The organism is Citrobacter sp. MGH106 (assembly GCF_001037495.1).
Classification (GTDB): Bacteria; Pseudomonadota; Gammaproteobacteria; order Enterobacterales; family Enterobacteriaceae; genus Citrobacter; species Citrobacter murliniae.
In genome coordinates this window covers 1,290,180-1,312,949 of sequence record NZ_KQ089822.1, presented here as the reverse complement: position 1 = coordinate 1,312,949, position 22,770 = coordinate 1,290,180, and the positions used below count along the sequence as shown (strand labels likewise).

The 22,770-nt window shown below is 50.3% G+C and carries 19 protein-coding genes; 10 read left to right on the top strand and 9 right to left on the bottom strand.

The window, feature by feature from the left end:
• Positions 1-29: 29 nt before the first annotated feature.
• Positions 30-887 carry a deoxyribonuclease IV gene (nfo, locus tag SK36_RS06130; protein ID WP_048221041.1) on the top strand — a complete coding sequence of 286 codons (858 nt, stop codon included), beginning with the start codon at positions 30-32 and terminating at the stop codon, positions 885-887.
• A gap of 47 nt (positions 888-934) precedes the next feature.
• On the opposite strand, the gene hypT is transcribed toward nfo, so the two are convergent.
• Positions 935-1,840 carry a hypochlorite stress DNA-binding transcriptional regulator HypT gene (gene hypT, locus SK36_RS06125; RefSeq protein WP_075261762.1) on the bottom strand — a complete coding sequence of 302 codons (906 nt, stop codon included), beginning with the start codon at positions 1,838-1,840 and terminating at the stop codon, positions 935-937.
• A 339-nt stretch (positions 1,841-2,179) separates the two neighbouring features.
• Between hypT and SK36_RS06120 the strand changes: the two genes are divergently transcribed.
• On the top strand, positions 2,180-2,899 hold the full coding sequence (locus SK36_RS06120; protein ID WP_048221040.1) for a cysteate racemase: 720 nt from the start codon (positions 2,180-2,182) through the stop codon (positions 2,897-2,899).
• Positions 2,900-2,976: 77 nt separating this feature from the next.
• Positions 2,977-4,275, top strand: coding sequence for an anaerobic C4-dicarboxylate transporter (locus SK36_RS06115; RefSeq protein WP_045445052.1), 1,299 nt, complete (start codon positions 2,977-2,979; stop codon positions 4,273-4,275).
• Positions 4,276-4,383: 108 nt separating this feature from the next.
• Here the strand turns inward: SK36_RS06115 and fruA are convergent, their stop codons facing one another.
• From fruA to fruB, 3 genes are read right to left on the bottom strand one after another with little or no spacing between them, the layout of a single operon-like run.
• Positions 4,384-6,072: a PTS fructose transporter subunit IIBC gene (gene fruA / locus SK36_RS06110; protein ID WP_045445055.1), complete on the bottom strand. Its 1,689-nt coding sequence runs from the start codon at positions 6,070-6,072 to the stop codon at positions 4,384-4,386.
• Between the two features lie 16 nt (positions 6,073-6,088).
• Positions 6,089-7,027, bottom strand: coding sequence for a 1-phosphofructokinase (gene fruK, locus SK36_RS06105; RefSeq protein ID WP_048221039.1), 939 nt, complete (start codon positions 7,025-7,027; stop codon positions 6,089-6,091).
• On the bottom strand, positions 7,027-8,157 hold the full coding sequence (gene fruB / locus SK36_RS06100; RefSeq protein ID WP_048221038.1) for a fused PTS fructose transporter subunit IIA/HPr protein: 1,131 nt from the start codon (positions 8,155-8,157) through the stop codon (positions 7,027-7,029). The genes fruK and fruB overlap by 1 nt, the downstream gene beginning before the upstream one ends.
• Positions 8,158-8,525: 368 nt before the next feature.
• On the opposite strand from fruB, the gene setB reads away from it, so the two are divergent.
• Positions 8,526-9,707: a sugar efflux transporter SetB gene (gene setB, locus SK36_RS06095; protein ID WP_048221037.1), complete on the top strand. Its 1,182-nt coding sequence runs from the start codon at positions 8,526-8,528 to the stop codon at positions 9,705-9,707.
• A gap of 19 nt (positions 9,708-9,726) precedes the next feature.
• Here setB and SK36_RS06090 read toward each other — a convergent pair whose 3' ends face one another.
• On the bottom strand, positions 9,727-9,981 hold the full coding sequence (locus tag SK36_RS06090; RefSeq protein ID WP_048221036.1) for a YkgJ family cysteine cluster protein: 255 nt from the start codon (positions 9,979-9,981) through the stop codon (positions 9,727-9,729).
• Positions 9,982-10,262: 281 nt separating this feature from the next.
• Between SK36_RS06090 and yeiP the strand changes: the two genes are divergently transcribed.
• On the top strand, positions 10,263-10,835 hold the full coding sequence (gene yeiP, locus SK36_RS06085; RefSeq protein WP_045445067.1) for an elongation factor P-like protein YeiP: 573 nt from the start codon (positions 10,263-10,265) through the stop codon (positions 10,833-10,835).
• Between the two features lie 55 nt (positions 10,836-10,890).
• On the opposite strand, the gene torD is transcribed toward yeiP, so the two are convergent.
• From torD to torC, 3 genes are read right to left on the bottom strand one after another with little or no spacing between them, the layout of a single operon-like run.
• Positions 10,891-11,523, bottom strand: a complete 633-nt coding sequence (torD, locus tag SK36_RS06080) for a molecular chaperone TorD (protein WP_048221034.1) — start codon at positions 11,521-11,523, stop codon at positions 10,891-10,893.
• The gene (gene torA, locus SK36_RS06075; RefSeq protein ID WP_048221033.1) at positions 11,513-14,011 is read right to left on the bottom strand and encodes a trimethylamine-N-oxide reductase TorA; all 2,499 of its coding nucleotides are present in this window, start codon (positions 14,009-14,011) and stop codon (positions 11,513-11,515) included. The genes torD and torA overlap by 11 nt, the downstream gene beginning before the upstream one ends.
• 3 nt (positions 14,012-14,014) lie before the next feature.
• Positions 14,015-15,154, bottom strand: a complete 1,140-nt coding sequence (gene torC / locus SK36_RS06070) for a pentaheme c-type cytochrome TorC (RefSeq protein ID WP_048221032.1) — start codon at positions 15,152-15,154, stop codon at positions 14,015-14,017.
• A gap of 166 nt (positions 15,155-15,320) precedes the next feature.
• On the opposite strand from torC, the gene pdxR reads away from it, so the two are divergent.
• Positions 15,321-16,796 (top strand): MocR-like pyridoxine biosynthesis transcription factor PdxR, encoded by a 1,476-nt coding sequence (gene pdxR, locus SK36_RS06065; protein WP_048221031.1) that lies wholly within the window; start codon positions 15,321-15,323, stop codon positions 16,794-16,796.
• A gap of 42 nt (positions 16,797-16,838) precedes the next feature.
• On the opposite strand, the gene uxuA is transcribed toward pdxR, so the two are convergent.
• A complete protein-coding gene (gene uxuA / locus SK36_RS06060) occupies positions 16,839-18,029 on the bottom strand; it encodes a mannonate dehydratase (protein ID WP_048221030.1) in 1,191 nt (396 codons plus the stop codon).
• 202 nt (positions 18,030-18,231) lie between these two features.
• On the opposite strand from uxuA, the gene SK36_RS06055 reads away from it, so the two are divergent.
• The 4 genes from SK36_RS06055 to mepS all read left to right on the top strand — a co-directional run bounded on the left by SK36_RS06055 (position 18,232) and on the right by mepS (position 22,682).
• Entirely contained in the window at positions 18,232-19,698 is a 1,467-nt protein-coding gene (locus SK36_RS06055; RefSeq protein ID WP_045445093.1) for a mannitol dehydrogenase family protein, read from the top strand.
• 267 nt (positions 19,699-19,965) lie between these two features.
• Positions 19,966-20,952, top strand: coding sequence for a CobW family GTP-binding protein (locus SK36_RS06050; RefSeq protein ID WP_048221028.1), 987 nt, complete (start codon positions 19,966-19,968; stop codon positions 20,950-20,952).
• A gap of 33 nt (positions 20,953-20,985) precedes the next feature.
• Positions 20,986-21,699: a phosphatase PAP2 family protein gene (locus SK36_RS06045; protein ID WP_048221027.1), complete on the top strand. Its 714-nt coding sequence runs from the start codon at positions 20,986-20,988 to the stop codon at positions 21,697-21,699.
• A 413-nt stretch (positions 21,700-22,112) separates the two neighbouring features.
• Positions 22,113-22,682 (top strand): bifunctional murein DD-endopeptidase/murein LD-carboxypeptidase, encoded by a 570-nt coding sequence (gene mepS / locus SK36_RS06040; protein WP_045445102.1) that lies wholly within the window; start codon positions 22,113-22,115, stop codon positions 22,680-22,682.
• Positions 22,683-22,770: the final 88 nt, after the last annotated feature.

The following is a 22,770-nucleotide window of genomic DNA, read 5'->3' as shown; positions in this document are numbered from 1 at the left end:
TCCCCTTTTGAGTATGGCGGGTTTAACTTATGAAATATATTGGAGCGCACGTAAGCGCCGCTGGCGGTCTGGCTAACGCCGCTATTCGAGCCGCGGAAATCGAAGCGACCGCATTCGCCCTGTTCACCAAAAATCAGCGCCAGTGGCGCGCCGCGCCGTTGACGACCGAAGTCATAGATGACTTTAAGTCAGCCTGCGAGAAGTACCATTTTTCTCCGGCACAAATCCTGCCTCACGACAGCTACCTGATTAACCTCGGACACCCGGTGAGCGACGCGCTGGAAAAATCACGCGATGCCTTTATTGATGAAATGCAGCGCTGTGAGCAGCTTGGCTTATCTCTGCTTAACTTTCACCCTGGTAGCCATTTGATGCAGATCCCGGAAGATGAGTGCCTGGCGCGGATCGCGGAGTCGATCAATATTGCCCTCGCTCAGACTCAGGGCGTGACGGCAGTCATTGAAAATACCGCCGGACAGGGCAGTAATCTTGGGTTTAAGTTTGAGCATCTGGCGGCCATTATTGATGGCGTAGAAGATAAAACCCGTGTCGGTGTCTGCATCGATACCTGCCACGCCTTCGCTGCCGGATACGATCTACGCACTACTGCCGAGTGCGAAAAGACCTTTGCGGAATTTGAACGCATCGTCGGCTTTAATTATTTACGCGGGATGCATCTCAACGATGCCAAGAGCACATTTGGCAGCCGTGTTGACCGCCACCACAGCTTAGGTGAAGGCAACATCGGTCACGATGCCTTCCGCTGGATCATGCAGGACAAGCGTTTTGACGGTATTCCACTGGTACTTGAGACCATCAACCCTGATATCTGGGCAGAAGAGATAGCCTGGCTGAAAGCCCAGCAAACAGAAAAAGCAGTCGCGTAACATCGTTCCCGCGCGCCAGACAAACTGGCGCGCCTCAGAAGTGAAAATCAAAGCTCTGGCATATGGTTACGCAAGATGCCCCAGAAATTTTCAGCTGTTTTATTCAACCGGGTATCCATCCTGTAAATATAGGCCTGAATTGGCACCATTAGCTCCGGTACCGCCAGTGAAACCAACCGTTTTGTGCGCAGTTCGTTAACAATCGACCATGCGGGCAACCAGGCGATACCATGTCCATCAAGCGCCATATTTTTCAGCAACTCACTCATCGAAGACATAAATAACGTGCGTCCCGTAATACCGCCCACTTCCGCCAGATGGCGGTTAACCAACCGCCCCATATAAGATGTACTGGTGTAGTTCAATATCGGCACCTGCGGCTGCCAGATATCAAACAACGGTTTACCCTGCTCATCAGCAGCACAAACAGGGTACAGCTCTGATTCAAAAACTTTCAGACCACAAAAAGGTGACTGCATCAGGTCTTCATCGCGAAATGAGATAATAAAATCACTTTTCCCTTCTCGCAGGGTGTTAACCGCCTGCACAACATCAATGGCCTCAACGTGATAAACAAATTCTTCGCCGTAGGCTGCCATCGAGTGAACTAATCTGGGTAGCATGGTAAGCGACAGCGAATGTGCCGCCGCAACTTTAATATTCGGCACTCCTAGCAAGTTATGACCGCTTAGCTCATCCAGATTACATTCCAGCTGTTGTAATAAGCTTCGTGTCTGCGAGTGAAACAACTTCCCCTCTTCCGTGAGTTGCAACGGCGAAGTGGTGCGATCAAATAACATGACTCCTACTGCCGACTCGAGCGCTTTGATCCGTCGGCTAAATGCTGGTTGAGATATATTACGTTGCTCAGCAGCCTGGGAAAAATGACGACAGGCTTCCAGTGTCAAAAAATCATATAACCATTTTGTCTCGATGTTTTTCATATCGGTCACACAGGTATTTAAATATGTCCATGAGCATATAACATCATGCCTGAGAATTTCAGGACATATCATTGACTCTCAGCAATTAGTGATTCGTTTTTTGCATGACACCTTCGTTTTTGACATTAACCTCCTGATGGTTTCTCCCATATGTTCGCGCTCGATTCTGACCAGAACCCATACTCTTTGCCGGGCGCTGGCATTCTGCCCCTGACTCAACACTCACAATCATGCGGTTTTTGCATTACAGCAAACATTATTGCATTTCTCATCGCCGTCATCAGCTGTTAAACATTAGCGAAAGAAAAAATACAGATTATTTATTAACGGTTAAATGAGGTATAAATCGTGAAAGGTTTAATTGGCGTACTTGGCGGAATGGGTCCTGCTGCAACCGTCGATCTTTTTAATAAATTTGTCACTTATACAGCAGCACAGTGCGATCAGGAACATATTCCATTAATTATTTCATCTATTCCTGATATTCCCGACCGGACCGATGCTCTGATGCATCATGGTCGCTCCCCTCTTCCCGCTATGCGTGATTATCTGCATAAACTGGAAGATGCCGGGGCGGAGTGTATTGTGATTCCCTGTAATACCGCCCATTTTTGGTTCAACGAATTAAAAGATTCCTGCCATATAGACCTGCTAAGCATTGTTGATACAACGATGAATGAGGTTGAAAAATGCAGAAAAACCCGTATTGGGCTGCTGGCAACCAACGCCACACTCTACATGGGACTTTATCAAAAAGGTATAGAATCTCTTGGCTTAAGCTGCATCAGTCCTGATACGTCCAGTCAGGAAAAAGTGATGGAAAGTATTTATTGCTTAAAAGCAGGTGATCTTAAGCACGCGCAAAAAATGATGCTTGAACAAGCCGAAATACTTTTCTCACGCGGTGCTGAAGTTATCGTTCTGGGCTGTACGGAAGTTCCTGTGATCCTTGCCGAAGCGGTTAAAAAGTCACCGGATAAATATATTGATTCAACCGGATCATTAGTTCGTGCAGGTATTAAGTGGTACGAAAAAAGAGTAGGAAAGCACCATCTCCTGGCGCAATAAAAAACAAACCTAACTAAATAAACATATTAACTAAACACTCACCTTTAACGACAAATTATTGTCTGGCGGAGATCATTATGATTTGGCTAGAAATTATCGTGGTATTAGGATCAATATTTTTTGGTATTCGTCTCGGCGGGATTGGCATTGGTTTATGCGGTGGACTGGGACTGGCAATTCTGACGCTGGGATTTGGTCTTTCCATCGGTTCCCCGCCCGTAGATGTTATTCTTATTATTATGACGGTTGTTGTAGCAGCATCTGCACTACAGGCCGCAGGAGGTATGGATTATCTGGTACGCATCGCCGGCAATTTTATGCGACGAAATCCAAAATATATTAATATTATTGCGCCAATTATTACCTGGTCGATGACCATTATGGCGGGAACCGGGTTTATCGTCTTTTCTACCTTGCCGGTAATTGCAGAAGTGGCAAAAGAATCCGGCATACGTCCCTCTCGCACGCTAGCTGGCTCCGTAGTCGCCTCCCAAATTGCGATATCTGGCTCGCCGATTAGCGCCGCCATGGCCGCGATGCTGACGATCATGGAAGGTAATGGCGTCAGCTTTATTCAGGTCATGGCGGTTTGTCTTCCGGCCTCATTCGTTGCCGCGATGGTTGCCGCATTAATCGCTTCACGCCAGGGATGCGAGCTGGAAGATGACGAAGTATATCTGGAGCGTCTGCAAAAAGGTCTGGTCCGTAAATATGAAGGGCAGCACAGCACTACACCGGGAGCCAGGCTTTCTGTCGGCCTGTTTATGCTGGCAACAGTCGTCATCGTTATTCTTGCCGCATGTCCTCAGCTACGCCCCGGCTTCGACATCGGTAGCCCAATGAATACGCGGGATATCATTATTATCTGCATGCTGTCCGCCGCTTGCCTGATGGTAGTGTTGTGTAAAACATCCACAGATTCCATTGTGCTGACATCCACTTTTCGCGCGGGCATGAGCTCACTGGCAGTAATTCTCGGGATCGTAACGCTGGGCACAACATTTATTGATGCGCATCTGGCGGAGATTAAAAGTATCGCGGGCGATATTCTGCAGGCCTATCCGATGCTGTTGGCACTGGTACTCTTTGGTACCTGCGCGCTCCTCTATTCACAAGGAGCAACCACGCCACTGATTATCCCTCTTGCCGTCGCCCTCGGTGTACCAACCTGGGCCATACTGGCTTCGTACGTCGCGGTAACCGGGGTGTTTGTTCTGCCAACTTATCCCACGTCGCTGGCAGCAATGGAATTCGACACCACAGGGACAACGCGGGTTGGCAAGTATGTCTTAAACCATCCGTTTATGTTGCCAGGGTTAGGCGGCATTATTGCTGGTGTTGCCTTCGGCTTTATCATTGCCCCCATGATTGCCTAAATCGCATAGCAAAAGGATTCGTTATGCCTCGCCCCATAGAATTTCAATGGATAACGCTTTAAGCATAAAAAAGGGCAGAGAAATCTCTGCCCTTTGATGAGAGGAGGGTTATGCCGCTTTAGCGACAGCGTCCTCTTCCGGACGTTTCAGGAACGCATAGGCCAGACCCGCAACCAGCGTACCTGCGATAATTGCCAGCAGATATCCAAGAACCGGTGTAATTGCGCCAGGGATCAGCAGTACGAACAGACCACCGTGCGGAGCCATCAGCTTAGCACCCACCGCCATGGAGATGGCACCGGTCAACGCACCACCGACGATACAGCACGGCAGAACACGCATCGGGTCACGGGCTGCGAACGGAATCGCCCCTTCGGTAATGAAGCACAGACCCAGAACCAGAGCGGCTTTCCCCCCTTCCTGTTGTGCTTTGTCGAATTTACGACGCGCAACAAGGGTAGACAGACCCAGTGCCAGCGGTGGCACCATACCCGCAGCCATGATTGCAGCCATTGGCGCATACGTTTGTGTACTCAGCAGACCCACACCGAAAGCATATGCGGCTTTGTTTACCGGTCCCCCCATGTCAGTACACATCATACCGCCAAGAATTGCACCGAGTAGTACCGCATTCGCCGTCCCCATGGTTTGCAGCCAGTGAGTCAGACCTTCCAGGATGCCAGCAACCGGTTTGCCAATGAGGTAAATCATCGCCAGACCCACCACCAGGCTCGAGAGCAGTGGAATGATCAGGATCGGTTTCAGCGCTTCCATACTTTGCGGCAGTTTCAGCTTAGTGCTGATTAACTTCGCCAGGTAACCCGCAAGGAAACCGGCAATGATCCCGCCGATAAAACCGGAACCGGTGCTTACCGCCAACATACCGCCGATAAGACCCGGCGTCAGGCCAGGACGGTCGGCGATAGAGAACGCAATGTAACCCGCCAGAACCGGAACCATCAGCGCAAAGGCTGAGCCACCGCCAATCTGCATCAACGCCGCTGCCAGCGTGTTAGGCTCTTTAAATGCTTCAATACCAAACGCGAAAGACAGCGCAATACACAAGCCACCCGCAACCACCATTGGCAGCATGTAAGAAACGCCCGTCAGCAGGTGACGGTATGCGCCAGCACTCTCTTTCTTACCCTGTGTCGCTGTAGACTGTCCTTTCCCCGCAGGCTGGTAGAGGGTCGCTTCGTCGACGGCTTTATCCAGCTCTTGCTTCGTTTTCTTCAGTGCCAGACCGGTCGAGGTACGGTACATCGGTTTTCCGGCAAATTTCGCCAGATCCACTTCAATATCAGCAGCCACGATCACCAGATCAGCTTCGGCAACTTCTTCCGGGGTTATGGCATTACCCGCCCCAACAGAGCCACGGGTTTCAACCTTCACCCACCAGCCGCGTTTTTTGGCCTCGGTTTCAATGGCTTCAGCAGCCATAAAAGTATGCGCTACGCCCGTTGGGCAGGCCGTTACCGCAACCACACGTTTCGGACCACTGCTTGCCACAGGTGCGGCAGCAGCTGGCGCGCTGTAGGGTTTTGCATGACTTTTCGCTTCGCTAAGGAATAACTCAGGATGAGCAACCGCACGACCAATATCACCCAACCAGACATTTTTTCCGTTCAGCGAAGTGTCATTCGGGAGTTTGTCGCCCAGAACAATCGCCAGCTCAGCATCATTAGGATTATCAATAATATCCAGATGCGCTTTATGCGCCGCCGCTCCAAGCAGGGTTTTCGCCATGTAAGCACGAGCCTGGCCGAGATTAGCGTCAATAATCAGCAGCGTTTTCATTATGCCTCTCCTGCTGTCAGTTAAACGGTTTTAAGTCGACACGCGTCATCATTGCGGCCAACTGAGGACGATCGGTAATACCCACATTACTTTGACTTACGGCCAGTGCAGCCACAGCGGTCGCCAGACGTAAGGTGTGTTCACTGGACTCACGCATCAGCAGGCCGTAAATCAGGCCGCCGACCATTGAGTCTCCCGCACCTACGGTGCTGACCACCTCAACGGATGGCGGTTTCGCAATCCATTCGCCTGAAGCGTTAACCCACAGCGCACCTTCCGCACCGAGTGAAATCACCACATGAGCGATACCCTGCTCGCGCAGTGCATGTGCAGCATCAATAACATCTTTCATTTCCGGCAGTTTACGGCCAGCCCAGATCTCCAGCTCGCGGCGGTTAGGTTTTACCAGCCACGGCGCCGCTTTCAGACCCGCGACCAGTGCTTCACGGCTACTATCAAAGATAATGCATGGACACTGGCTGCGCAGGCGCGTCATCCAGTCGGTGAATGCTTCCGGACTAACACCGGTTGGCAAGCTGCCGCTGACACACACCATGTCGAACTGCCCCAACCAGCTCAAGGAGTCATTCACAAAGCGTTCCCAGTCGGCTGGGGTGACTTCAAAACCAGAGAAATTGAAGTCTGAAACTTCGCCGTCTTTTTCAGTCAGTTTGACGTTAATACGGGTACGCCCCTGCACCACCTGAAAACGGTTAGCAATACCCAATTCGCTGAACAGTTGCTGAAAGCCATCCTGGTTGTCTTTACCCAGGAAACCGCCAACCGTAACGTCGATACCCAGATCTTTCAGAACTTTCGCGACGTTGATGCCTTTTCCAGCCGCGTGCAGACCGGTCGTTTTAACCAGGTTTACTTCACCGCGTTCAATTTCCGGGCAAAAACCGACAAGGTCGTAAGCCGGGTTCAGGGTGATAGTTGCAACACGTCTGCTCATTACGCGCCCTCCCCAAGACCTGCCGCGATAGCATCGCCAATCGCTTTCAGCGCCTGTTCAGCATCATCACCCTGTGCGGTAAAGCGCAGGTGATGTCCTTTCTTCACGCCTAAGGCCACGACTTTCATCAGACTACGTCCATTTGCCGGCTTTCCGGTTCCATCAAGATTTGTCACGGTAATTTCACTGTTAAATTGTTTAATCGTATTCACCAGCATGGTGCCCGGACGGGCGTGTAAACCATGCTCATTGCGCACCACAAACTCAGCGCTCAATACATCGTCAGTTAATGCGTCATCGCTGGTCAGCAGCGCCAGCACGGTAGCTGCGTCAGCTTTCAGTAAACGGTCAGCTTTATTGTTCAACAACAGATCGCCAAGGCGCTTCAGCACCGCAACGGGCTGCTCATCATTCATAGCAACGGTAATCAACGCCGCCGCCGTTTCACCTTGAACCTCAAATGCGTTGGCCGCACGACTGACCGCGATAGCGCTGCGCACATTGCCTTCAGCACAGTCATTCAGCCAAATCCCTTGACCGAGATTCATCGGTTGTTCGTTAATCGCTCTGGTGACGAATGTCGCATCGACCGCTCCAGCTTCTTTCAGCCGTGCAGCATTCAGCGCCTGCAGCGTCATCAGAGAGTTGGCGGCAACGTCCAGCGTCAGCATGTCATTATCAAGCTTCAGCTGTTCACTTTGCTTTTCGCCCATCAGTAAGGCGCGCAGTTCTTCTGCTGTAGTGGCTGATTTCAGTTGCTCAGCCACCGAATCATCACTCAGCACGTGCGTCAGTTGGCGCAGTAAACCGAGGTGTTCATCCGAGCTGGCTGCAATACCGATAGCCACATACGCGACCTGGTCTTCACCCCAGGTCACACCTTGCGGGAACTGAAATACCTGCACACCGGTTTTCAGCACGCGGTCGCGCGTATCCGTTGTACCGTGAGGTATAGCAATACCGTTGCCAAGGAAAGTGGATGTCTGTTGTTCGCGTGCCAGCATGCCATCGACGTAGCCCTCCGCGACGTTGCCCGCTTGTACTAACGCGGCTGCAACCTGACGAATGGCCTCTTCTTTGTTTCCGGCCTGCTCGCCCGGGTGTATATCCTGAACAGATAACTGGAACATGGTTCTCCTCTCCTGCCGAATTGAAACGATTCAGCTAACATGAGAAAAAAGGCGCCACCCGACTCCATCATTTAAAATCTGATAGCGCTGAAACGTTTCAAGAAGTTTTGATCTTTCTGCTTCAGCACGCAAGTAAAGTTGTAGATTTGCTTGCTGAATTTAGATGTAACGCACATTTTTTCTTCTATGTGTGAAAATTGCTGACGCAGAAATCAGGGTTACCCTATCAGGTTCAGCATCGTCAGCATGCTGTTTTCTCAGACTGAAATGCGATTTTGATTTTTCATGCTGATTTTGATTTAGCTCCTTGTTTGTTTTCTGACAAGCAGCGTAAACTCCGCCTCTCTTCACACCACTGATATCGAAACATGCATAACACCCCCGTAGCCGCCACACCAAAGGCGTTTGATTTAACGTCTTCGGCGTTTTTGCTTGTCGCTTTTCTGACGGGTATTGCTGGCGCATTGCAGACTCCTACACTCAGCCTTTTTCTGACCGATGAAGTCCATGCCCGCCCAGGGATGGTGGGTTTCTTTTTTACCGGCAGTGCCGTCATCGGCATCCTGGTAAGTCAGTTTCTGGCCGGGCGCTCTGATAAAAAAGGCGATCGCAAGAACCTGATTGTTTTTTGCTGTGTGCTGGGGATGCTGGCCTGCGTGTTGTTTGCCTGGAACCGTAACTATTTTATTTTGCTGTTTGTCGGTGTTTTTCTCAGTAGCTTTGGCTCTACCGCTAACCCACAAATGTTTGCCCTCGCCCGCGAGCATGCCGACCGCACAGGCCGGGAAGCCGTGATGTTCAGCTCAATTTTACGCGCACAGGTTTCACTGGCATGGGTGATCGGTCCCCCTCTGGCCTACGCACTGGCGATGGGGTTCAGCTTTACGGTGATGTATCTCAGCGCTGCGGTCGCATTTATTATCTGCGGCGTCATGGTCTGGCTGTTCTTACCGTCCATGAACAAAAACGTCCCACTGGCAACCGGCGTAGTCGAGGCTCCAAGGCGTAATCGTCGTGATACGCTTCTGCTTTTTGCAATCTGCACATTAATGTGGGGCACCAACAGCCTCTATATTATTAATATGCCGCTGTTCATCATCAACGAACTGCACCTGCCGGAAAAACTCGCAGGCATCATGATGGGTACCGCCGCCGGGCTGGAAATACCGACAATGCTGATCGCCGGATACTTTGCTAAACGGCTGGGCAAACGCCTGTTAATGAGGATTGCTGTAGTCGCCGGTTTTTTATTTTATGCCGGTATGCTGCTGGCACACTCACCGGTTATTTTGCTCGGTTTGCAACTATTGAACGCGATTTACATCGGCATTCTCGGCGGAATTGGGATGCTCTATTTTCAGGATTTAATGCCGGGACAGGCTGGTTCAGCTACCACCCTGTATACGAACACCATCCGCGTGGGGTGGATTATTGCAGGTTCGCTGGCGGGCATTGCCGCTGAAATCTGGAATTATCATGCCGTGTTCTGGTTCGCGCTGGTGATGATTATCGCCACCGTTTTTTGCCTCGCGCGCATCAAAGACGTTTAAGAGCCTGATGGGACTGGCTCTAGGGTGCGGTCAGCGCTTCAAGTTCAATAAGATACAGCATTGCCTGGTGCGTTGTTTGCCCGCACATTTCCGCGCAGGGCTGCAAACCTGCACACACTTTTGGGCGCAACTCAGAACCAAAGAGTTTACAGCGCAGTGATTCATCAAGCTGAACGCACGGTGTATTGGCAGGCTTGCCATCAGGCATGCCAGGGATAGGGCTGGAGATAGAAGGCGCAGTGCAACATGCACCACAATCCGGACGGCATTCCATACAGTATTCTCTTTAACGTAAACCATCGGATGGTGCAGGTAGTGAACAGTATACACACAATCACTCAATAAGCATCGGGGCAGCAAGTGAATGAGTCCCGGAAGCGTACACGTAACACGCCCCTGGAGTTATAAGCGCAGCCAACAAAGAGGCAACGTCAAGGATGATGTGTGTATCCCCTTTTTTGCACCAGCAAAAGTGACAATTCCGCTTGCCTGAATGGCCCGGCGCGAGTAGTTTGACGCGATATTTTAGACACTCCCCACTACAGGATTTTTTCGATGCCAAGAGCGAACGAAATTAAAAAAGGTATGGTACTGAACTACAACGGCAAACTGCTGATTGTAAAAGATATTGATATTCAATCACCAACCGCACGCGGTGCAGCTACGCTGTACAAAATGCGTTTTTCTGATGTCCGTACAGGTCTGAAAGTTGAAGAGCGCTTCAAAGGCGACGATATCGTAGATACCGTTACGCTGAGCCGCCGTGGCGTTGATTTTTCCTACGTTGATGGCAACGAATATGTCTTTATGGATAAAGAAGACTATACCCCGTATACCTTCACCAAAGACCAGATTGAAGAAGAGCTGCTGTTCATTCCGGAAGGCGGGATGCCGGACATGCAGGTTCTGACCTGGGACGGCCAACTGCTGGCGCTTGAACTGCCACAGACCGTAGATCTGGAGATCGTTGAAACGGCACCGGGCATCAAAGGCGCTTCAGCAAGTGCGCGTAACAAACCCGCCACTCTGAGCACTGGTCTGGTGATCCTGGTTCCTGAATATCTGAGTGCGGGTGAAAAAATCCGTATTCACATTGAAGAACGCCGCTATATGGGCCGTGCAGACTAACTTTTCGCAGCGACACAAGCTAAAAGGGACAGCATCTGCTGTCCCTTTGTTATTTTCAGCTCTGGCTGCTGAGGTAAAAATCGTCCATCAAAAGAGATTCCAGATACAACTCATCTTCACGCATAAAATGCGTTATGACATTAACCGCCTGAGGATAAAATCCCTCTTCGTCCCGGTGCAAGCAGCTTTCCCGTAACAGCGGTGCCCAGCACATGATGTGATGATGCAAAAAGTAATATTGCGCGGACAGCTTCTCTTTATTGGCAACCATTCTCGCCATCAATGACAACTGTACAGCAATATGGTCGGCAGTCTCATTTTCATGCGGTGTCAGCCCATACTCAACTAACAGCACATTCATTTCCCTGCGTTCTTCGGCCGCCGTCGTATGTGGATAATGTCCCGCATAGGGAGAAACACCGCCGGGAGGCGCCAGCAAAAACAACGAGGCAAAATCCGCCGCCAGCTCCAGTTGTCGGTCTTCACGGCGCAGCACCCGGGCAAGGCTGCGTTCCAGATTTTTGATATCAAAAGACAACCCAGGGATCGCCGTTAGCGACGCCAGCCACTTTCGGTTTTCCCCACTTTCCAGACTGGTGAGTTGCTCCTCGTTCAGCTCACGGAACAGCAGTTGCGAAAACCACTGGTATACCGCTGCACGCTGCTGATAAATGTGATTATGCTGCACTAACCTTCTCCTCTTTCACGACCTCCGGACCACCGAAACCCGTGACCTGTGGGGCACTCCCCTGGTATCGTTCCACCTCGACCAGTACCGTATGCGCTGAAGGTCCCTGCGCCAGTTGCGATGTACCGACATCCGCACTCAGCACATTCGGATCGCCATAGGTGCATAACGTGCCCGATTTCCCACCTTCTTGCGGCGAATACCACGCTCCCTCATGAATTCGGATAACGCCAGGCGCGTAGTCAGGGCTGATTACCACGCCCGCCAGCACCTGACCACGGGCATTAAATACGCGCGCAATATCCCCGGCTTTTAAGCCACGCGCACGGGCATCCGCCTCGCTCATGTACAACGGCTCTCTTCCAGCAACCGCATAGGTATTACGAAACGCATCGCTGGAACAGAGCTGGGAATGAAGGCGTTTATCCGGGTGGCAGGATTGCAAATGCAGCGGATATTTATCTTTCTTACCAGAATGGCTGCGCTCAAATGGCTCCATCCACACCGGATGTCCAGGACAATCCTGATACTGGAAACCAGCGATGGTTTTACTGTAGATTTCAATCAGACCGGAAGGCGTTCCTAACGGATTGATATCCGGCTGTTCGCGAAATTCTCCATGTCGCACCCACGGCTTCCCGACAGGATATTCAATGTATCCTTCGCCCTGCCAGAAGGTTTCAAAGTCCGGCATACTGACGCCAAGTGATGACCCGGTTTTCACGCCCTCTTCATAAATGGATTTTATCCACTGCATTTCATCGCGCTTTTCGCGATATGTCTCTTCCTGACCAAAGCGTTTGCACAGACCGGCAAAGACATCAAAGTCGTGTCGCGCTTCAAACTGGGGTTTGACAACCTGGCGGACGGCCATCAGCCCTTTATTCGAATGTGTACCAAACTGCTCAATGTCGTTACGCTCAAAGCGCGTTGTCACGGGCAGGACGATATCTGCAAAACGACAAGATGCCGTCCACTGATGATCGAGAACTACCACGGTTTCCAGCTTCTTCCAGGCATCGATCATCCGGTTGCGATCCTGCTGGGCATGGAACGGATTGGCCGCGCTGAAAATCGCCATTTTGATGTCAGGAAAAGTTAATGTTTCACCATTGAAAGCGATCTTCTTGCCCGGCTCCAGCAGACAATCGATCATTCGTGAGGTAGGAATATGCTCCGAAGCGCCGCGAAAGTCCGCTTTGTATTTCGCAGCAGGCGGGTTGTTGATACTGCCGAGGCCACTCAGTACGGGGCCCGCAGAGGTGACTGTACCGCCACCGTTGTAATGCCAGCCAAAGCCCACACCGCCACCAGGCAGCCCAATTTGTCCGACCATGCTGGCCAGCACCACCAGCATCCAGGGATATTGTTCGCCATGGTGCATACGCTGCACGCACCATCCACCCATAAATTGTGTGCGCCCCTTCACCAGCAAACGGGCAAAATCGCGAATTTGCTCCGCAGTCAGGCCGCAAATTTCCGCCGCCCACTCAGCGCTTTTCGGCTGTTTGTCGCTCTCTCCCGTCAGGTACGGCAAAAACTGCTCGAACCCAACGGTGTAATCGCTGATAAACGCGGCGTCGTATAATTTTTCTTCGTACAAGGTATGTGCGAGCGCCAGTAGCAAAGCAACATCAGTTTGCGGTCTTATCGCCAGTTGTTCACAGCCAAGATAGTTTTGCGATTTGCTGCGTACGGGATCAACGCTGATAACCCGCATTTTACCCTGCGCGACGGCCTCTTTAATCTGCTGCCAGTACCCAAATGCGTCGTGATCGGGAACGAGGAATTCGATCTGTAAGTTCTTGATAGGATCGCAACCCCATAGCACGATTGTATTGGTATTTTCGATAACCAACGGGAGCGAAGTTTGCTGTTCATAGACTTCAAGCGAGCCAATCACGTGAGGCAAAATCACCTGCGCCGCTGCAGCTGAATAGTCGCCAACGGTAGTGACATAGCTTCCATGCAAGCCAAGTCCCCGGTCCATCGCGCCGCCGGCCTTATGGTATTTTCCAACCATTTGCCAGTCCGCCAGTCCGGTAAATACGCCAGAAGAACCAGAGATCTTTTGTACCCGCTCCAGCTCCTCATAGAACAGATCCAACGCCTGATCCCAGCTCACACGGACAAAACGGTTATCGCCACGTTGGTTGCGATCTGACTTTTCACGCTTGCGTAACCAGTCCAACCGCACCATCGGATAGCGCACGCGCGATGGGTTATAGACCACTTCCCGAACGGCATTGAGCATATCGCAGGGATATTTATCATGTTTGAATGGACGGGTATCTATCCATTCACCGTTCACGACTTTGGCTTCAAAAGCGCCAAAGTGCGAACCAGACTGGATCCATTGCTCAGGATTTTCACCTGCAGCCCAGACCTTTGAGATCAGGGGATTCGGCCCTAATGCGCTGACGGCGCCAACGGCTAACATTCCGGTCAAAAACCGTCGACGTGACGGGTTAAAATCATGAATATCCATAAATTATCCTTTTGTATTGTTAGATTCAGGTACATCGCTGGCGTGAGTCTGGAGATATTTCAACAGCGTGCGATCTTCCACCGGATTAAGCCGGTAGTAGGTGGACATGGATTTCAAGCCGGCGATCCAGCCATTAGCGGTATAACGACTCGTTGGCGGTGTGCTATGACAGGCGCTACAGGTGGACTGCAACATCTGATCGGCGTATTGCCAGATGGAGTCAACATTGTCGGTAAAACCATCCGCAGAACTCCAGGCAATCACGCTCACCAGTTGCCATTCCTGATGTGACTCAGGATCAACCTGAGTTTGCTGAATCTTCACATTATTCATCAGCGAAGCATCTAATACGGCAGCGAAAGCGCGTTTGCCCATATACTGAGTTATCACCCGACCACGTCCTTTGCTTTCCCGCCAGCCGGTCAGTTCTATATGAACGTTTTTCCCCTCTCTTTTCAGCACACGCACTTCCGTTGCCGGGTACAGCATGGCTTTACCTGCAGCACTCTCTGCTGTGGCAGCCAGTGATTTTTCACCTAACGAATACAGCGTCGTCGCCGTGGGTAATTGTTCACCCTGACTCTGCAATTGCTTGTAACGATCGCGAAAACCGCTGCTCATATCGGGTTTGTGATGTGCAATGCCTTTGTGGCAGTCAATGCAGTTACTGTTCTTTGCCGCAGCCGCCGTCATTTGTGCCACCGCATTAGCAGACTGTTTAGCGTGATCCATCGCCTCATAGCTATGACACGATTTACAGGCCGCGGAATTGTTAGCGCTCATGCGCGCCCATTCCCGTTGCGCCAGTTCCGCACGCTTTAGATTGAATTTCTCAGGCGTATCGATCGAAGGAGAGATAATGGTGTGGTATAGATCGTTTAACGCTTCCGTCTTACGTATCAGGGTTGGAACAATACCCGGTGGAATGTGGCAATCCTTACATTCCGCGCGAACGCCAGAGGCATTTCGAAAATGCACGCTGGTTTTATATTCCTCCCCTGCAGTACCCATCGCGTGGCACGATAAACAAAACTCAGTGGTGCTGGTGTAATGTACGCCCTGCCACGTTCCCCAAATGACGAAAGACATTGCTACTGCTCCGCCGAATACGCACCAAAGCGCGTTTTTTCTTATCCACGACATACTTGCCTCCATTATTTTAATAGCGACACGCTAAGGGATAATAAAAATCAAAAATAGAGACACTGAAGGTGGGGCGTAGGAACAGCACCGACTCTATGAGGCGCGTCAAAATAGTGGAAAGCCGAAAGTCGTAATATGCCAATAATGTTTTAATAAGGAATTTCTCATGCTGACACTGTCTCTCAACAGAGAAAGCCGTACTCCACTGCAATTGCAGATCTTTCAATTTTATTTCCAGGCTATTCAGCAGGGAGATTTGCTTTGCGGTGACAAACTGCCCTCTATCCGTGAGCAAGCCCAGACGTTAAATGTTGCCAAGATTACGATAGTTATGGCGTATGAAAAGCTCATGACGGCGGGCTTTATTAAGAGCCGGCAGGGTATTGGTTATGAAGTGATCTTTACGGCTCCTGTGCGTAGCCCCCCAACACACGTGACCTCTGCAGAAGGCTCTCCGCCAGTAAAGCCCAAGCCTGCGGGGGCTTCCACCGATGTCTACGGTGAGATGGGCAGAGAGTTCTATTGCCGGATGGGCGTTCCCGATCCCAATGCCTTTCCCTGGGCAAGTTGGCGAAAATGGAATAATGCTCCCAGTGTACTTAAGGAACAATTGCTTACTCGTTATCATTCACCAAATGGATTATTTCCATTACGTGATCAAATGGTCAGATACCTTAATTTATCCCGAGGTATTAATACTCGTGCAGAGAACATCATTATTACCAATGGGATTCAGGAAGGATTGTCTCTGCTTAGCCAAATATTTATTATTCATCATGCTGTATCACAGAAAAAAAAGTGTCATGTTGTGACCGAATCCCCTTGTTATTCTGGCGCATGGTACCTGTTTAATTATTACGGCGCGGATATTACCCCTGTTGCAGTCGATAGCCATGGCCTACGCACTGATAATTTACCCGAAGTTGAAACCCAGCTTTGTTATGTGACACCAGCTCATCAATACCCGATGGGAAATGTTCTGTCGTTAGAACGACGAAAGTCATTACTGACCTGGGCACAGCGCGTTGGAGCCTACATCATTGAAGATGACTATGATGCCGTTTTTACCTACGGAGAGAATCCTCTTCCGGCACTGAAAGCCATGGACTATCACGATCGGGTTATCTATATGGGGACATTCTCAAAAACGCTGGGGCCGGGGGTGCGTCTCGGCTATCTCGTTTGTCCTGATGAGCTTCTACCGGCTGTACAGAATATGAAAGCGCTAAATAACAACGGCAGCCAGTGGTTATTGCAGCAGTTTTTAGCTGAGCTCATGCAAAATCAGGTGTTTTATACCCATCTTGGCAAACTTGCCTGCAGCTATGCAGCACGTCTTACCCTATTGCGTGACGGCCTTTCAGTTTTGTTTCCTGAAGGGAAAATCGATGGTGCGACGGCAGGCCTGCACCTCTCTTTGCGCATAGCCAGATCACCCGAGGTTATCGCAAAACTGCAAGCGCGCTGTCTGCAGGCAGGTATCCGTTTTGATACGCTGGAGAACATTGAAAATGGTTCGGAAGATGCCTGGCGTAAAGAGAACAGCGACGCTGTCATGTTTTTCGGTTTTGGTGGGTTGCAAATACAACAGATAAACAAGGTACTGACGGTGCTGGAGCAGGCATTATTGCAGCCCTGGTGATGAACAGGGATCGAGCCTGACGCTCAATCCCTGTTAGCGACATTACAACAGATCGCGGAACTGTGTTTGTTTCAGTGCCAGTTCAACACCACGAACTTCAGCCAGCCCTTTCAGACGACCAATAGCAGAGTAGCCTGGGTTGGTTTTTTTGTGCAGATCGTCAAGCATCTGGTGTCCATGATCCGGACGCATCGGGATTGGACGCAGATCGCCCGCCTTCTTACGACGCTGTTCTTCGGTCAGAATGGCAGCCACTACCGATACCATATCCACATCACCTTGTAAGTGTGCGCCTTCGTGGAAAGTTTTCGGGTTTTCTTCACGGCAGGTTGAGCGCAAATGCGTAAAGTGGATACGATCGCCAAAGGTTTCAATCATTTTCACCAGATCGTTATCCGCACGCACACCGTATGATCCGGTACACATGGTGAAACCGTTATAGATGCTGTCTACCGTTTCTTTCAGCCACTGCATATCTTCAATCGTAGAAACGATACGCGGCAGGCCGAGGATCGGGCGTGGCGGATCGTCAGGATGTACGGCCAGGCGCACGCCAACTTCTTCTGCTACCGGTACGATCGCACGCAGAAAAACAGCCATATTATTACGCAGATCATCTTTGCTGATGCCGTCGTATTCCGCCAGACGCGCGCGGAATTGATCCAGGGTATAACCTTCTTCAGCACCTGGCAGACCAGCGATAATATTGCGGGTCAGCTTTTCAATATCAGCGGCGCTCATGGAATTGAAATAGTCCCGGGCCTGGCGCTGCTCTTCCACGGTGTAATCCGCCTCAGCACCTGGACGTTGCAGGATGTGCAACTCAAAGGCTGCAAACGCTATCTGATCAAAACGCAACGCTTTAGAGCCGTCCGGCAACTGATATTCAAGGTCAGTACGCGTCCAGTCGAGAATCGGCATGAAGTTATAACACACGGTATCAATGCCGCAGGTCGCCAGATTACGGATACTTTGCTGATAATTCGCAATCCACGTTTGATATTGCCCGGAGAGCGTTTTGATATCTTCGTGAACCGGAATACTTTCCACCACCGACCAGGTCAGCCCCTTTTCAGCCAGAATGGCCTGGCGTTTTTGAATCTCTTCGACGGGCCACACTTCACCGTTGGGAATATGGTGCAAGGCGGTCACAACACCAGTTGCGCCAGCCTGACGCACATCATCAAGCGATACCGGATCGTTAGGTCCGTACCAACGCCAGGTTTGTTCCATTGGTTCACCTCATAAGTTGTTATACCAAATTAAGTTGCGCGAATGACGACTACCATACAGGCATCCGTTGAATGATCAACAGAACGCCGATGATTGATTGATCAAGCTCACATTCCCCGGATAAATAAGGCACACCAATTTAATTTGCTGTCATATAACTTTATACTGGCATTGTTAATTAATGGTTAATCAGGTGTATTTAATGAAAACTATTGCCTCCGCCCAACTCCCGGAAAATGTACTGATGCCTCAGTACGATCGACAACAATTAAAAACGCGGATCGTACATTTTGGTTTCGGGGCATTTCACCGTGCTCATCAGGCCTTATTGACCGATCGGGTACTGAATGCACAGGGTGGCGATTGGGGAATTTGTGAGATCAGTCTGTTCAGTGGCGATCGACTGATGAGTCAACTTCGTGAGCAGGATCATTTATATACCGTGTTAGAAAAAGGCGCGCATGGCAATCAGTCAATTGTTATTGGCGCCGTCAAAGAGTGTCTGAACGCTAAGCTGGATTCACTGGCAGCCATTATTGAAAAATTCTGCGAGCCACAGGTGGCTATTGTTTCCTTAACCATCACCGAAAAAGGTTACTGTATTGACCCGGCGACAGGGACGCTTGATATCTCCAACCCGCGCATTGTTCACGATTTACAGACGCCGGATGAACCGCACTCAGCACCAGGTATCATTGTTGAAGCCCTGCACCGCCGACGCGAACGAGGAGTGCCTCCTTTTACCGTACTCTCCTGCGATAACATCCCGGACAATGGCCATGTGGTAAAAAATGCCGTACTGGGAATGGCAGAAAAGCGATCGCCTGAACTGGCGCTGTGGATACAAGAGCATGTCAGTTTTCCTGGCACCATGGTAGACCGCATTGTCCCGGCCGCGACCGAAGAGTCACTGGATGAAATTGCCCATGAATTGGGCGTTGCCGACCCTTGCGCAATCAGCTGCGAGCCTTTTATCCAGTGGGTCGTCGAAGATAACTTTGTCTCTGGTCGCCCCCAGTGGGAGCGCGCGGGCGTACAGATGGTCGATGACGTTCTGCCGTGGGAACAAATGAAACTGCGAATGCTCAACGGCAGCCATTCGTTTCTGGCCTATCTCGGTTATCTGGCCGGATTTCAACACATCAGCGACTGTATGCAAGACAGTGCGTTTCGTAAAGCCGCTTACTGCCTGATGCTCAATGAACAGGCCCCCACGCTGCAAATCACCGACGTTGATTTAGACCTGTACGCCACCAGCCTGCTGGAACGCTTTGCCAACCCGGCGCTAAAGCACAAAACCTGGCAAATCGCGATGGACGGGAGCCAGAAATTACCGCAGCGCATGCTGGAAAGCATCCGCGTACATTTAGCGCGCCAAAGCGAATGGCCCTTGCTGGCACTCGGTATTGCGGGCTGGATGCGTTACGTTAGTGGGGTGGACGATGCAGGCTCAGCCATAGATATACGCGACCCGATGAGTGAAAAAATCCGCACAATTGTCGAGCGCAGTACGGAATCAGAACGTGTCACCGCATTACTTTCCTTGCACGAAATTTTTGCCACCGATCTGGTGCAAAATTCGCAATTTGTCAGCGCCATTGAGCAGGCATGGCAACGTATTGCCCAGCACGGTGCGCACCAGGCAGTAATTGATACGTTAAAAAATTAACGATCTCTGCCATTAAGAGCCTATCCCATTAGGCGTAGATTGTTGCAGTCAGTTTGGATACGAACAGCGCGGAACAACCGAAGCGTGCATGCAGTACGTGAGGATTATGGGCACTGCCAGGATACAAAATGACAAATAAAATAGCCTAATGGGATAGGCTCCAAACAGGACGAAGCATTCCTTCGTCCTCTCTCCCCTTCTCTTTTTCATTTTTTTTCGCCAGGATTATTGAACGCTATCACGGCATTTTATAATTCTGGAGCAAACGTGACTAAAACCAACCTCATTACCGGTTTTCTCGGCAGTGGCAAAACCACCTCGATTCTTCATTTACTGGCGAACAAAGATCCCGCAGAGAAGTGGGCCGTGCTGGTCAATGAATTTGGTGAAGTCGGCATTGACGGTGCTTTGTTGGCTGACAGCGGAGCGCTGCTAAAGGAGATCCCCGGTGGCTGCATGTGCTGCGTTAACGGTTTACCGATGCAGGTTGGTCTCAATACGCTGTTGCGCCAGGGAAAACCTGACCGGCTGCTGATCGAACCTACCGGTCTTGGGCACCCAAAACAGATTCTGGACTTACTCACCGCTCCGGTTTACGAACCATGGATCGATCTGCGCGCCACGCTCTGCATCCTTGACCCACGCCTGTTACTGGACGAAAAAAGCGTCGCTAATGATAACTTCCGCGATCAGCTAGCCGCCGCAGATGTCATTGTCGCCAACAAATCAGATCGCGCCACAACGGAAAGCAAGAATGCCCTGCAAACCTGGTGGCAGCATTACGGCGGAAATCGCCAGTTGATTCATACCGAGCACGGAAAAATTGACGGGCAGTTACTGGATTTACCGCGACTGAATCTGGCTGAACTTCCCTCCAGCGCAGCGCACACCCACCAACATGCTGACAAAAAGGGGTTGGCGGCGCTGAGTCTGCCTGCACAACAACGCTGGCGTCGTAGCCTGAACAGTGGGCAGGGTCATCAGGCCTGCGGCTGGATTTTTGATGCTGATACCGTGTTCGATACCATCGGCCTGCTGGAATGGTCACGTCTTGCCCCGGTCGGGCGCGTAAAGGGCGTTATGCGTATTAAAGAAGGACTGGTGCGGATTAATCGTCAGGGCGACGACTGGCATATTGAGACACAAAATGTCGCACCGCCGGACAGCCGTATTGAACTCATCTCAGACACTGAGACCGACTGGAATGCGTTACAGAGCGCATTGTTGAGGCTTCGTTTAGACGGTTGCGCGTAAGGTTGCCTGCGTTTTTAGCAATGGAAAACGACGATGAAAACTCGATACCCTCTTATCCTTATGCTCAACATCGCTGGCCTGGCGCTGTTTCTGTCATGGTACATTCCGACCGGGCATGGTTTCTGGTTTTCTATTGATTATGGCGTCTTCCACTTCTTTAATCAGAAACTGGTTGAAAGCCCGCTCTTCCTGTGGATTGTTGCAATCACCAACAATCGGGCATTTGACGGCTGCTCATTGTTGGCGATGGGCGCACTAATGCTGAGTTTCTGGTTAAAAGAAACACCAACCGGGCGCCGGCGTATTGTCGCTATTGGCCTGGTGATGCTGCTCACTGCGGTGGTATTAAACCAGTTGGGCCAGGCGCTTATTCCGGTTAAACGCGCCAGCCCCACCCTGATGCTGGATAATATTAATCGCGTCAGTGAACTGCTGCATATTCCAACCAAAGATGCGTCAAGAGACAGTTTCCCTGGCGATCACGGTATGATGCTGCTTATTTTTTCCGCATTTATGCTGCGTTATTTCGGAAAAGTCGCAGGATTAATCGGCCTTATTATCGCTGTGGTTTTTGCATTTCCGCGTGTAATGATCGGCGCTCACTGGCTCACTGATATCGTGGTCGGTTCAATGACGGTAGTATTGATTGGACTGCCCTGGTGTCTAATGACGCCATTAAGCGACCGGATGGTGACTCTTTTTGCTAATTATCTTCCGGGTAAAAACAAACATTTTTTAAACAAATAACGCAAAGTAATTAACATCATCAGGGATACTTCTGATTCCCTGATGATGTTGAACAATAATTCATCATTTTAACTGTCATTCTCCTGTCATCTTATTCCTGTTGAAAATGAATGGATTGCATGTTTCCCACCCTGATTGTTCTTATTTTGACCAATGCCGTTTATTCACTTTCTGTATCACTTTTTCTTATAAAAAATCACATAAAATGACTCGCAATGACCGTAGCGATCGGGTAATCTCGAACTCGTTTTGCCTCGCGGGATAATTATTCTCTTTATGAATAAATTTGTGCGTTCTGCCACAGATTTGACCTTAAAGAATTGTCTCATCGTGCGTGGGTAATTAGTCTCGTCACGTTTGGCATTTTTTATAACGATATTTATCGTTAAGGACTTCAAGGGAAAACAAACAAAATGGTCAAATCTCAACCGATTTTGAGATATATCTTGCGGGGTATACCCGCGATAGCAGTTGCGGTTCTGCTTTCTGCATGTAGCACAACGAACACCGCCAAGAATATGCATTCTGAGACGCATGCTGTGGGCAATGGAGATAACTCTTCACTGCAAGCCTCTCAGGATGAATTTGAAAATATGGTCCGTAATATCGATGTTAAATCACGAATCATGGATCAATATGCTGACTGGAAAGGTGTGCGTTACCGCCTTGGCGGCAGCACTAAAAAAGGCATCGATTGTTCGAGTTTTGTACAGCGTACATTCCGTGAACAATTTGGTTTAGAGCTTCCTCGCTCAACTTACGAACAACAAGAAACGGGTAAATCCGTTTCGCGCACCAATCTGCGCACAGGCGATCTGGTTCTGTTCCGTGCTGGCTCCACTGGCCGTCACGTCGGTATTTATATCGGTAACAATCAGTTTGTCCACGCCTCGACCAGTAGTGGCGTTGTTATCTCCAGTATGAATGAGCCTTACTGGAAAAAACGCTACAACGAAGCTCGCCGGGTCCTGAGCCGCAGTTAATTTTCGTTTGGCAGCTATCCCTTGGCTATCCTGATGAGACTTTTAAAAAGCACTGCTTAGGCAGTGCTTTTTGCTTTACGCCTTCACT

What these genes read in the sequence shown, in the direction of transcription:
- SK36_RS06055 (WP_045445093.1), top strand. Translation starts at nt 18,232, where the DNA reads ATGAAAACTATTGCCTCCGCCCAACTCCCGGAAAATGTACTGATGCCT.
- torA (WP_048221033.1), bottom strand. Translation starts at nt 14,011, where the DNA reads ATGGATATTCATGATTTTAACCCGTCACGTCGACGGTTTTTGACCGGA.
- yeiP (WP_045445067.1), top strand. Translation starts at nt 10,263, where the DNA reads ATGCCAAGAGCGAACGAAATTAAAAAAGGTATGGTACTGAACTACAAC.
- mepS (WP_045445102.1), top strand. Translation starts at nt 22,113, where the DNA reads ATGGTCAAATCTCAACCGATTTTGAGATATATCTTGCGGGGTATACCC.
- uxuA (WP_048221030.1), bottom strand. Translation starts at nt 18,029, where the DNA reads ATGGAACAAACCTGGCGTTGGTACGGACCTAACGATCCGGTATCGCTT.
- SK36_RS06115 (WP_045445052.1), top strand. Translation starts at nt 2,977, where the DNA reads ATGATTTGGCTAGAAATTATCGTGGTATTAGGATCAATATTTTTTGGT.
- pdxR (WP_048221031.1), top strand. Translation starts at nt 15,321, where the DNA reads ATGCTGACACTGTCTCTCAACAGAGAAAGCCGTACTCCACTGCAATTG.
- fruB (WP_048221038.1), bottom strand. Translation starts at nt 8,157, where the DNA reads ATGTTCCAGTTATCTGTTCAGGATATACACCCGGGCGAGCAGGCCGGA.
- nfo (WP_048221041.1), top strand. Translation starts at nt 30, where the DNA reads ATGAAATATATTGGAGCGCACGTAAGCGCCGCTGGCGGTCTGGCTAAC.
- torC (WP_048221032.1), bottom strand. Translation starts at nt 15,154, where the DNA reads ATGTCGTGGATAAGAAAAAACGCGCTTTGGTGCGTATTCGGCGGAGCA.
- fruK (WP_048221039.1), bottom strand. Translation starts at nt 7,027, where the DNA reads ATGAGCAGACGTGTTGCAACTATCACCCTGAACCCGGCTTACGACCTT.
- setB (WP_048221037.1), top strand. Translation starts at nt 8,526, where the DNA reads ATGCATAACACCCCCGTAGCCGCCACACCAAAGGCGTTTGATTTAACG.
- fruA (WP_045445055.1), bottom strand. Translation starts at nt 6,072, where the DNA reads ATGAAAACGCTGCTGATTATTGACGCTAATCTCGGCCAGGCTCGTGCT.
- SK36_RS06045 (WP_048221027.1), top strand. Translation starts at nt 20,986, where the DNA reads ATGAAAACTCGATACCCTCTTATCCTTATGCTCAACATCGCTGGCCTG.
- SK36_RS06090 (WP_048221036.1), bottom strand. Translation starts at nt 9,981, where the DNA reads ATGGAATGCCGTCCGGATTGTGGTGCATGTTGCACTGCGCCTTCTATC.